The organism is Pseudomonas sp., from assembly GCF_051660785.1.
Lineage (GTDB): Bacteria > Pseudomonadota > Gammaproteobacteria > Pseudomonadales > Pseudomonadaceae > Aquipseudomonas.
In genome coordinates this window covers 15,834-25,764 of the sequence record NZ_JBOFQE010000074.1, presented here as the reverse complement: position 1 = coordinate 25,764, position 9,931 = coordinate 15,834, and the positions used below count along the sequence as shown (strand labels likewise).

Sequence of the window (9,931 nt, the reverse complement as noted above, 5' to 3'; positions counted from 1 at the left end):
CGCAACTCGTGTACTTGCTTTAGAGAGGTCTTCCTAATGGCGCGCCATTCATGTCAAATAGCCATCTTTTTCAGGGATGCAAAAAATGACAGCCAATACCTCTCCAGCGCATGACCGCGTTTACCATCCTGAGCGATTGCTGAACGTCAATAATTTCGTGGTCGCCTTCTTGACCGCCATCGTCACGCTTATCGGGATTTGCTCGACAAACTTTATTGCCCTGAAGGCCTCGGATCAGTCTGCGCACCTCAAGGAACGGCAGGCCTGTATCAAGCGACTGGACGATCAGGAAGCTTCGCTGCGCAAACAAGTGGATACGTTTCTCGGGTCGCTGGGGGCAATGGTGTCCTATAGCGAATCCCCGGATTTTTCGTTCGCAGGCGCCGCACAGCGATATGAGAGCGTTGTGAAAAGCGGATATTCGGTGATGGCGTTCGCACCGGAGGATCTTGCCAAACAGACGATGAAATTGACTGTCGCGGTAACGAAGGCTACCAGTGCCGGAGGCTCCAGGGACGATGCTGATGAGCGCCTCAGAGCGTTTCAGAGTGAGATGAGGAAGTGGCCTACGTTGTACTTTCAGCAAATGGCCACTTTTGATAAAAAACGTAACAACTGCCCATCAAATTGATAGATTTCCGAAGGCCATCGGCTCGATGTAATGGGTGCTGACCATCCACTCGAGCGCCTTACAAATTGCTCAAGGCAAACCCGCAACACTCTGATCATCCCCCACAACACTGTACTGACCTGGCAAGTTGACAGGGGAGTAATCAGGCACATGCTGTAATCGCTCTTCCAGCGAAGAATGCATCAAGGCACCCGACGCAATAACTCGCGGCCTGGGCTCACGAAAAGGCGGCATCTGCCCAATTTTCAACTTGCGTCTGGACGCATCCCGATCCCATACCAGACGAGGGATCCATTCGGCAATTTTCCATTGACTGGTCATCGAATCATGGATCAGGCCGCAGGGATCCCGATCGCTGCCGCTGATTTTGATCATCTGCGTTCGGGCCTTCGCCAGGTCGACGTGCAGCCCCGCTGCCTTGGCTTCGCCCACCATCCAGCGGAATGCCCCCAGTGCCAACTGCGCCTGGTCCGCCGCATACCCTCCTCCGATATCGGAATGGACGCCAGGGAACCAGACTTGCTTGATGTCGGTTCTCACCGAATCCTGCACCCACAAATGCTGACGAAAAAAACTGCGTCGCTCATCGATCGACATTGCATGACGAACCACTTGCACGATCCGGTTGCTGGTCGTGAAAGGAATGTTCACCGGGTCGTATACCCAGCCCACGGATTTGACTGTATCGAACAGTCCTAAAAACCTTATGGACACACGCTTGCCGAACGTGAACTTAAAGCGCCCCTGCAATTTGAAATCGGGTATGTGCTCGGGCCCGCTTCGGGCCACGAGAATTGACCAGGCGTACTCAAACAGATGGGCTTGATGGCTGGGCACCACTCCCACTGCCCGGATCACTGCGGCCAGAGCCCTGGCGGCGTAAGCCCCGCGTGAAAAACCAAAAATATACAGTTCGTCATCCTGTTGCAGGTTCTCGGCAATGAAGCGATAGGCCCCTTCAACCGTACGTTTTATTCCCCAGCCAAAGGCCAGGCCGAAAATACGCGCCGGGACTTTTTGCCATTCAAACAGGGTTTCCTTTAACCCAAAGGTACCGACGCCCTGGTCGTAATAGGTCAGCACCTGATCGGGGTCGTCCGACAGCGAACGCGCCAGCCTGATGATGTTGGTGGGACAGTGACTGAAACGATTCCCCGTACCGTCCAGGAAAATCACCAGTTGTCGTGCCATGTCCATCCTCCGTAGACGCGAAATGCGGTTTTTGTGCGCAAAACCTCTCGCACCAATGCAGTGCAATTTATTGGCGAAAAACTGTTTCCTCGACTAGGGTTTCTACCGAATCAAACGGCCCTGTTTCTGCAACTTGTGCCTGATCAAGGAGGATAGATGACGTCCATTCGTAACGCTGAAAAAACCTGTCGCGCCTGGTCCAGCCCTATCTTGCTGGAGCTCAAGGAGAGAGAAGATCAACTGGATCCCAACACCCGCCAGGCACTTCACAATGTGCTGGTTGAAAGGAGGCTGATAAATACAGGCAACCCTTCGGGCAGTGAGCGGCGTCATCCCTCCTCGTGACGACTTGCCTGTAATCGCCTGCCTGCGTTTTTTCCAGCAGGCCGCTCTGTTCATCGGATACTTCAAGTGCTCGCTTGCGGTAGTGGCCAGTAGCCGCTACTCATAAGGTGAATTCGGAAGGAGTACGCGAGGATGATTTCAAGATTCGTTGTGGTTCCTGCCATTCCCACGGAAACGGGATCAACGCGCAACGGAGCGCGCTTCTACTGCAAAACAGTGACCGTCGGCTTCAACCTCTATGACAATGAGTTAAAGCTACGGGTGCAAACGCTTTACCTGACACTGGAAGACGCCGAAAACGAATGCTCGCAGCTCAATAAGGAATGCCCGAGCGTGAATACACCTTGAGTGCGTGTAGCACGGGATGAGTGAAAACTGCGCTTTTTGCTGACGCCGATAAAAGTCCGAAATCAGAGGGAACTGGCACTACGCCACTAATGTCGTAGTGGCAGCACCAGGAGAATCGGATGACCCGCCGTCGACATTTTCAAATCACTTACAGCCTCAAAAAGAGTCGCTACATTTTTGTTCAACCGGACTCTCACATGACCGATGCCGACGCTTGGTATTACGCTTGCCTGCATTCGAAAATCGGGCTGTCGTATGGAGAGAATCACGATCAACAAAATGAAGACTCACTGCGAAGCCACGCGCAGGAACGCGGCTTGATGCAGGTCAGTTGGGAGGAATTACCGTAAATGCTGGTGAGCGGCCGCTTATGTGCCGCCGTCCACGCCTTCTTTCGCTTTTGAGAAGGCAGCGCCCGCCTCGCGCACCAACTGGCGCCATTCCTTGCAATTGATGAGCCCGGTACGCTCCATCTCATCAGCCGCCTTAAGCAACTCGTCGTACTGTTCTTCACAGTCCATGCGAATTTCCGGCTCATTCAAAAGCTTGTACCAAGCGTCCATGGCCTTTTTCTTTTGCTCGTCATTCATCACCAGATCTCCCAAGGACGGTCTTTACTTGGAAGGTTTCCACTCAACGACCGTTCCTCGGTTCCGACATACGGCGATTAAAAACGACGCTTACATAAAGTGAGTATTACAAGCAGCTGCGAACCGCTTTGCGCATCGCGTCCGACTTGGCCCACGGTGGCCCCTGATACAACGAAACCCGACTGCCGTCCTTGTATTTCACAATGTCCAGAATCTCGTCAGCCGTGATGATGCTGGGCGCGTTGATCCGGTAACCATTGGAAATCGCCGTCTGAGTCGTCTTGGGTATTTCCTGCTGCCATAGCGGCAACAGGCACGCGGCATATTCTTTTGGCGTCTTGTCACTGTATTTGCTGACGTTAGGCTCACCTGGAACCAGGGATGCCGGCAACGAACACCCTGCCAGCACCGCCAGCACTACTCCCCCAATCAACATCCGCATGACGCTTCCTTATCCCGTAAAAACGGGAAATGTAGCGCGTAGCCGTGCAGACATCCATCGATAGAATCAGCCTTTGGGCGTTGCGTTGTGATCGCCGGGGTCTGGATAAGACCTTTCATTCAAATACGTCATCCACCGCTCATACGCTTCATGCTGCCATTGAGTGACCCGCTCCCACTCCGGGCCGCTCAACTGATGGGCTGAAATCAGCTTCATCATCTCCGTGGTCGCGGCATCCAGATCAACGATCAGCTCATGCGCATGGAACCTGAAATCATCGGTTTGGGTCATTTGAAGTTGCCTCGGCCTGGCGAAAATTCGCCACCTCAGTACGACACCGCTCCTGCTCGTTCGCACTCATCCTTCCGACAAGCGGCGCACGTTTACCCATTGGAGTTCAGACAAACAAACGCCTTGTCCGCTAATTGGGATTACTATTTTCCAGTGGGGATATTTGCAGGAGATCATCATGTGGCTCAGCGAACATGAAAACCAGCTTCGGCGTGATTTACAAGGTATTGCGTCGGACCTTAGATGGTCAGCCGTCGAACTCTTGCGCATCGCAGAGCAACTACGCCTGGCCGGTAATGATGTGGATGCGCAAGCAACCCTCAGGCTGTGTGAGTTGTTCCAGGGTGATGAACAGCGACTGGCAGGGTATGCCGAGGAAGTGAAAGCAAAGATCATCAGTCGGACGAAAGCTCACTAACGGGAGCGTTGTCATGATCAAGCTTCCATTCGCGCTGATCGTCGTGCTGGCAACGACGGCTGGCTGCAGCACTGATTCGCACGTTTTTCGCGACCAGCCGCTAGTCGCAAAAGTCGAGAGCGGTATGAGCAAGGACCAGGTTCAACAGATTGGCGGCCAGCCTTTATCGATAACGGAGCGCACAGTGGTGCCCGGCACCTGTTTTGATTACAAGCTGACGCAGGCCGGCCAACAGAAACCGTACAACATCAGCTTCGATGGCAGGGGTAAAGTCGATCACAAAAGCTTCATGACCTGCGCCGAATGGAGTCACGCCCAACAGAAAGCCAGGGAGCCCTCTCGCAGTTCGGGGGGCGGAGGTTATTAACAAACATGGCGTAACGGACTAGCTGGAAACAGGTTTATTACAGGTGTTGCGCCATTTATCCGCGAACGCAGTGATTGCTTTGCTTTTGAGTTCTGGGGAATCGAGAACGGGCTGACTGTACGCTTCGTTGATCAGCAGAGCGCCTAACTTGTCGTGATCAGGATTACCCGACTTAACGGCCAGCAAACTTTCTTTCGATTCGCCATTTTGCCGGGACTGCATGATCGATCCAGCCAATGTACGGAAAACATCGCAAACCTTTTGATTGGTGTGGATTTCGCCTTGCGTCTGCGCTTGAGCCTGACTTACACCAGCAAAACAAAAAGCAGACCACATTGCCAAAGCAGCCCAGTGCCCTTTTAACATGAGTTCATCCTTGGATTGAAAGCGGCCACCCTATCACCCGAATGTCCCTTTTAAAATCCTCCAGCGCCTGGTTTCGAGACAAAAAAAAGCCCCGGTACACCAGGGCTTCAAACCACGATCATTCTGATTTCCGGCTTTGAGTCGACCTACCCGCTCTGCAGGCAGGCAGCGCAGCCGCATAGGCCAGCGCTTCCTCTCTATTGGCAAAGGCTGCGAGCCGGTCACCTTTGGTACACACCCGCCAGGGACCGTTGTTTACGCTGAGTACGGCATAACCGTTCATGTGCATTTTATTCAGCATCGGAACGCTCATAGTCACCTCCTTTTCGGCAGTGATAAGCCACGATTGACTTGGCTACCTTACACCCGACCTCTGCCCTGGTGCCGACCAGACGTCGCGCCAGTTTTTCGACAAGCCTTTTGCACTTTCAACAGCGCCCCCGACTCCAACCCTGTAACAGAGGCTTCGGCCTGAATATTGCATTTTTATGACTGTTTTGTGACAAGCGGCGGATAAGTAACACATGAAAGTACGCGCAACAGTCATTTGCGAGCAGGATCGGCATGTTCTCCTGGTGCGCAAACCCAAGTGTCGCTGGACCTTGCCCGGTGGAAAAGTCGAGCGCGGTGAAACCACTGCCGGGGCTGCCACGCGCGAACTCCAGGAAGAAACAGGGCTTGCGGTCGACGGCTTGCTGTACCTGATGGAACTGGAAGCGGGCGGCACCCGGCACCATGTTTATGAGGCGTCAGTACTCAACTCTTACGAAGCCCGGCCACAAAATGAAATCTTCGATTGCATGTGGTTTCCGCTGGACGCGGTTCAAAACCTGAACACCAGCGACGCCACGCTCAGGATTGTCAGAGCCTTTCAGCGTCGCCTGTAGGTTTTCGCAGTCGTCTCAGCCCTGGTCGCCGCCGCCCACCGGCATGATCATGCCGGTGATATACGACGCCTCGTCGCTGGCCAGAAACAGGATGGCGCCTGCCTGCTCATCCAGCGTTCCATAGCGTTTCATCAAACTGCTGTCGAGCGTCTGATCGACAATTTGCCGGTACCAGATCTTTTCTTCAGCGCTTTGCTCTGTGCTGTTACGCGGGATGACTCGCGGCGGTGCTTCGGTGCCACCGGGCGCAGTGGCATTGACCCGAACCCCGCGGCCGGCGGTTTCAAACGCCAGGCAAGCGGTCAGCGCATTGACGCCGCCCTTCGCCGCGCCGTAAGGCACACGATTGATGCTGCGGGTGGCGATGGACGACACGTTGACGATGGCGCCGCTGCCCTGCTCCAGCATGAACGGCAGCGCGGCGTGGCAGCACCATAACGTCGGAAACAGCGAACGGCGGACTTCAGCCTCGATCTGCTGTTCTTCGTAGTGTTCGAAAGGCTTGGCCCAGATCGTGCCGCCCACGTTATTGACCAGCACATCGAGACGCCCAAAGCGCTCGACGGCGGTGCGCATCACCCGGCTGCACTCACTGTATTGCTCAAGGTCGGCGGTCAAGGCCAGCACCTGACTGCCCTGCCCCAAGTGTTGCTGCACTTCGAACACCAGGTCCGAGCGATCCACCAGAATCAACCGCGCGCCCTCGGCGGCCATGCGCTCCGCCACCCGCCGCCCGATGCCTTGCGCCGCGCCAGTGATTAGCGCGACTTTTTCCTGAAATCTGTTCATGTGTACCTCGTGACGAAGGATGCCATCCAGTGAAGATCTACCAGACAAAACACTGACCTGTGGGAGCGAGCCTGCTCGCGATAGCGGTGTGTCAGACGCCATCAATGTCGAATGTGCCGGCCTCATCGCGAGCAGGCTGGCTCCTACATTGGATCGATGTGCGTGATTCAAGCCGCGCTGGCGGCGAATTTTTCGTAGTAGAAATTCGCCGGTGCGACACCCTGTTCGCGAATGAACTGGCTGACCGCTTCGACCATCGGCGGCGGGCCGCACAGGTAGACGTCGACATCGCCATCGTTCAAATGCCGTGGCTCGATGTGCTGGGTCACGTAACCCTTGAGCGGGTGCTGGCTGTCGGGGTTGGCCACGCAAGCGCTGAAGCTGAAATTCGCGATTCGCGCGGCAAACGCTTCAAGCCGATCCAGTTCCACCAGATCAAAATCGTTAGTCACGCCGTAGATCAAATGCAGCGGATGTTCACTGCCCTGCTCGGCGATTTTCTCCAGCATCGCAGTGAATGGCGCCAGGCCGGTCCCGCCGGCCAACAGCAATAACGGCCGGCGGATATCACGCAGATAAAAACTGCCCAACGGCCCGGCCAGGCGCATGCTATCGCCAGCCTTGGCCATGCCGGTAAGGAAGCTGCTCATCAAGCCACCGGGCACGTTACGGATCAGGAAACTGACTTCGCCGTCACGCTGCAACGAGCTGAAGGAGTACGCGCGGGTCTGCTCGCTACCGGGGATTGCGAGGTTCACATACTGGCCCGGCAGAAACGCCAGTTTGCTCAGTGATTCGCCCTTGATCGACAGCGCGATGGTGCTGTCGGACAGCTGCCGCACGGCGCTGATAGTGGCGTCGTAACTGGCCTGCTGGGTACGGCAGACTTGCGATGACGTCGGCACCCGCACTACGCAATCGCTCTGGGCGCGCATCTGGCAAGTCAGGACAAAACCCTGCTGCGCTTCGTCGGCGCTGAGCGCGTCTTCGATGTATTCCTCGCCCAAGTCATAGCGACCGGCCTCGGCAAAACACTTGCAGGTGCCGCACGCGCCGTCGCGGCAATCCAGCGGAATATTGATGCCTTGGCGGTACGCAGCATCGGCCACGGTTTCGCCCACATTGGCGTCGATGAACCGAGTGACGCCGTCTTCAAAATTGAATGCAATGGAATGAGTCATGACGGCCGCCTCAGAGGTGGTAGACATCGATGACCTGGCGAACGTAATCGTTCTTCAGGATCACTTTCTTGGCCTTGATCAGCGGGTTTTCACCGCGCACATCGAGGGTGTAGAAACTGCTGCCGAAATAGCTGTCGACGGTCTTGTAGCGAAAGCTCAGGGTGTGCCAGTTGAAGCGCACCTTGCACAGCCCGTCGGCCTGTTCGAGCAGCTCGATGTTGCTAATGTTGTGCGAGGTCCGGGTGTCCGGAATGCTGGCGCTGGAGCGTTCGGTCTTGATCCGGAAGATGCGGTCTTCCAGGCCGGTGCGGTTGCCGTACCAGATCAGCGAAATCTCGCGCTGCGGGTCTTCGGTCAACTCGTCGTTGTCGTCCCAGGATGGCATCCAGAACGACGCATCGGCGGCGTACAGTTCCAGCCAGTCATCCCATTGTTTGTCATCGAGGTAGCGCGCTTCGCGGTAGAGAAAATCGCGCAGGTTGTCATAAGTGAGGGTCATTGCACGGCCTCCACAGCGATCAATCCGGACTGTTCGGCCGCCAGGGCCTTGAGCATGGTTTGCTGCCAGTACTTGTGTTGCAGCACGAACAGGCCTTCGTCTTCGGTGCGCACGCCGCTGAGCAGCGGATGCAGGTCAATTTCCCTGGCCGCCTCATCGGCGCCTTCGACCCAGTGCTCGGCACCGCGGGACATGTCATTCCACGTCGTGACGCTGCCCTGATAGCTGGTCTGGCACGAGCGAAACTCTTCCAGATCATCCGGGGTGGCCATGCCGCTGACGTTGAAGAAATCTTCGTACTGACGAATCCGGCTCGACCGGGCGTGGTCGCTTTCGCCTTTGGGGGCGATGCAGTAAATGGTGATTTCCGTGCGATCGACGGAGATCGGCCGGGCGATGCGGATCTGCGAGCTGAACTGGTCCATCAGGTACACGTTCGGGTACAGGCACAGGTTGCGCGAGTTCTCGATCATCCAGTCGGCGCGGGCCCGGCCGAAATCCCGGGACAGCTCGTCGCGGCGCTCGTAGAGCGGACGATCTTCGGGGTTGGACCAGCGGGTCCAGAGCAGCATGTGGCCCTTGTCGAACGAGTAGAACCCCCCGCCCTGTTTGGCCCAGGTCCCGGCGCTCATGGTCGGGTTGCTGTCTCCGGCTTCACGTTGTTTGCGCTGGTTCTGGGTGGCAGCGTAGTTCCAGTGCACGGAGCTGACGTGGTAACCGTCGGCGCCGTTTTCGGCGGTGAGTTTCCAGTTGCCTTCGTAGATGTAGCTGGAGGAACCGCGCAGCACTTCGAGGCCATCGGCGGACTGATCGACGATCATGTCGATGATCTTCGCCGACTCGCCCAGGTGCTCGACCAGCGGCACGACATCAGCCTTCAGGCTGCCAAACAGGAAGCCGCGATAGGACTCGAAACGCGCAACTTTGGTCAGGTCGTGGGAGCCGTCGCAGTTGAAGCTCGCCGGGTAGCCCGCAGCAGCCGGGTCTTTGACTTTGAGCAACTTGCCGGAGTTGTTGAAGGTCCAGCCGTGGAACGGGCAGGTGTAGGAACTCTTGTTGCCGGTCTTGTGCCGGCACAGCGTTGCGCCGCGATGGCTGCAAGCGTTGATAAAAGCGTTAAGCACACCCTCCTTGTTGCGCGCGATGAAGATCGACTGGCGCCCCATGGTGGTGGTGTAGAAATCGTTAATGTTGGGAATCTGGCTTTCATGCGCCAGGTACAGCCAGTTGCCTTCGAAGATGTGTTTCATCTCCAGGTCGAACAGCCGCGGGTCGGTGAACATCTCGCGCTTGCAGCGGTAGATGCCCTGTTCTTTGTCGTCTTCAAGCAGGGAGTGAAGGTATTCGGGTCGCAGGGACATGGCCGCCGCCTCCATTGTTTTTATTCAGGCAGGGCCATGCTAGGACGGGGGGATGGAGCGGACTATCCGATGGGTGCAGACGTGTATCCGTTTAATGCAATGGGTGATGCCTATGGGCGACGCTTACTTTGTGGCGAGGGAGCTTGCTCCCGCTGGGCTGCGAAGCGGCCCCAAAAACTGCAACCGCAATCAATCTGCATAACCGGGGTCACAGGTTTGCGACTG

The 9,931-nt window shown here is 56.3% G+C and carries 17 protein-coding genes; 7 read left to right on the top strand and 10 right to left on the bottom strand.

Annotated elements, in window-relative coordinates; genetic code table 11:
- Window positions 1-85: 85 nt before the first annotated feature.
- Window positions 86-631, top strand: a complete 546-nt coding sequence (locus ACRC4F_RS19640; protein ID WP_438660827.1) for a hypothetical protein — start codon at window positions 86-88, stop codon at window positions 629-631.
- Window positions 632-700: 69 nt separating this feature from the next.
- Here ACRC4F_RS19640 and ACRC4F_RS19635 read toward each other — a convergent pair whose 3' ends face one another.
- Window positions 701-1,822, bottom strand: coding sequence for a DUF2235 domain-containing protein (locus tag ACRC4F_RS19635; RefSeq protein ID WP_438660826.1), 1,122 nt, complete (start codon window positions 1,820-1,822; stop codon window positions 701-703).
- Between the two features lie 156 nt (window positions 1,823-1,978).
- Between ACRC4F_RS19635 and ACRC4F_RS19630 the strand changes: the two genes are divergently transcribed.
- The 3 genes from ACRC4F_RS19630 (at window position 1,979) to ACRC4F_RS19620 (ending at window position 2,865) form a co-directional block, all read left to right on the top strand.
- Complete coding sequence (locus tag ACRC4F_RS19630) at window positions 1,979-2,167, top strand: hypothetical protein (RefSeq protein WP_438660825.1); 189 nt, start codon at window positions 1,979-1,981, stop codon at window positions 2,165-2,167.
- Between the two features lie 132 nt (window positions 2,168-2,299).
- The gene (locus tag ACRC4F_RS19625) at window positions 2,300-2,515 is read left to right on the top strand and encodes a hypothetical protein (RefSeq protein WP_438660824.1); all 216 of its coding nucleotides are present in this window, start codon (window positions 2,300-2,302) and stop codon (window positions 2,513-2,515) included.
- 119 nt (window positions 2,516-2,634) lie between these two features.
- Window positions 2,635-2,865: a DUF6555 family protein gene (locus tag ACRC4F_RS19620; RefSeq protein WP_438660823.1), complete on the top strand. Its 231-nt coding sequence runs from the start codon at window positions 2,635-2,637 to the stop codon at window positions 2,863-2,865.
- An 18-nt stretch (window positions 2,866-2,883) separates the two neighbouring features.
- Here the strand turns inward: ACRC4F_RS19620 and ACRC4F_RS19615 are convergent, their stop codons facing one another.
- The 3 genes from ACRC4F_RS19615 to ACRC4F_RS19605 all read right to left on the bottom strand — a co-directional run bounded on the left by ACRC4F_RS19615 (window position 2,884) and on the right by ACRC4F_RS19605 (window position 3,838).
- Window positions 2,884-3,105, bottom strand: coding sequence for a hypothetical protein (locus tag ACRC4F_RS19615; protein WP_438660822.1), 222 nt, complete (start codon window positions 3,103-3,105; stop codon window positions 2,884-2,886).
- A 106-nt stretch (window positions 3,106-3,211) separates the two neighbouring features.
- The gene (locus ACRC4F_RS19610; RefSeq protein WP_438660821.1) at window positions 3,212-3,547 is read right to left on the bottom strand and encodes a hypothetical protein; all 336 of its coding nucleotides are present in this window, start codon (window positions 3,545-3,547) and stop codon (window positions 3,212-3,214) included.
- Between the two features lie 66 nt (window positions 3,548-3,613).
- Window positions 3,614-3,838 (bottom strand): hypothetical protein, encoded by a 225-nt coding sequence (locus tag ACRC4F_RS19605; RefSeq protein WP_438660820.1) that lies wholly within the window; start codon window positions 3,836-3,838, stop codon window positions 3,614-3,616.
- 178 nt (window positions 3,839-4,016) lie between these two features.
- Here ACRC4F_RS19605 and ACRC4F_RS19600 point away from each other — a divergent pair, with 178 nt between their 5' ends.
- Both ACRC4F_RS19600 and osmE read left to right on the top strand, forming a co-directional pair.
- Window positions 4,017-4,256 (top strand): hypothetical protein, encoded by a 240-nt coding sequence (locus ACRC4F_RS19600; RefSeq protein ID WP_438660819.1) that lies wholly within the window; start codon window positions 4,017-4,019, stop codon window positions 4,254-4,256.
- A gap of 13 nt (window positions 4,257-4,269) precedes the next feature.
- Window positions 4,270-4,623 carry an osmotically-inducible lipoprotein OsmE gene (osmE, locus tag ACRC4F_RS19595; RefSeq protein ID WP_438660818.1) on the top strand — a complete coding sequence of 118 codons (354 nt, stop codon included), beginning with the start codon at window positions 4,270-4,272 and terminating at the stop codon, window positions 4,621-4,623.
- A gap of 18 nt (window positions 4,624-4,641) precedes the next feature.
- Here the strand turns inward: osmE and ACRC4F_RS19590 are convergent, their stop codons facing one another.
- Window positions 4,642-4,989 carry a hypothetical protein gene (locus ACRC4F_RS19590; protein WP_438660817.1) on the bottom strand — a complete coding sequence of 116 codons (348 nt, stop codon included), beginning with the start codon at window positions 4,987-4,989 and terminating at the stop codon, window positions 4,642-4,644.
- A 118-nt stretch (window positions 4,990-5,107) separates the two neighbouring features.
- Window positions 5,108-5,302: a DUF2188 domain-containing protein gene (locus ACRC4F_RS19585; RefSeq protein ID WP_438660816.1), complete on the bottom strand. Its 195-nt coding sequence runs from the start codon at window positions 5,300-5,302 to the stop codon at window positions 5,108-5,110.
- Window positions 5,303-5,513: 211 nt separating this feature from the next.
- Here ACRC4F_RS19585 and ACRC4F_RS19580 point away from each other — a divergent pair, with 211 nt between their 5' ends.
- Window positions 5,514-5,876 carry an NUDIX hydrolase gene (locus ACRC4F_RS19580; protein WP_438660815.1) on the top strand — a complete coding sequence of 121 codons (363 nt, stop codon included), beginning with the start codon at window positions 5,514-5,516 and terminating at the stop codon, window positions 5,874-5,876.
- Between the two features lie 15 nt (window positions 5,877-5,891).
- Here the strand turns inward: ACRC4F_RS19580 and ACRC4F_RS19575 are convergent, their stop codons facing one another.
- The 4 genes from ACRC4F_RS19575 to benA form a co-directional block, all read right to left on the bottom strand.
- The gene (locus ACRC4F_RS19575; protein ID WP_438660814.1) at window positions 5,892-6,665 is read right to left on the bottom strand and encodes a 1,6-dihydroxycyclohexa-2,4-diene-1-carboxylate dehydrogenase; all 774 of its coding nucleotides are present in this window, start codon (window positions 6,663-6,665) and stop codon (window positions 5,892-5,894) included.
- A gap of 167 nt (window positions 6,666-6,832) precedes the next feature.
- Complete coding sequence (gene benC, locus ACRC4F_RS19570) at window positions 6,833-7,846, bottom strand: benzoate 1,2-dioxygenase electron transfer component BenC (protein ID WP_438660813.1); 1,014 nt, start codon at window positions 7,844-7,846, stop codon at window positions 6,833-6,835.
- Between the two features lie 10 nt (window positions 7,847-7,856).
- Complete coding sequence (gene benB, locus ACRC4F_RS19565; protein ID WP_438660812.1) at window positions 7,857-8,345, bottom strand: benzoate 1,2-dioxygenase small subunit; 489 nt, start codon at window positions 8,343-8,345, stop codon at window positions 7,857-7,859.
- Window positions 8,342-9,706 carry a benzoate 1,2-dioxygenase large subunit gene (gene benA / locus ACRC4F_RS19560; RefSeq protein ID WP_438660811.1) on the bottom strand — a complete coding sequence of 455 codons (1,365 nt, stop codon included), beginning with the start codon at window positions 9,704-9,706 and terminating at the stop codon, window positions 8,342-8,344. Before benA ends, benB begins: the two co-directional genes overlap by 4 nt.
- Window positions 9,707-9,931: the final 225 nt, after the last annotated feature.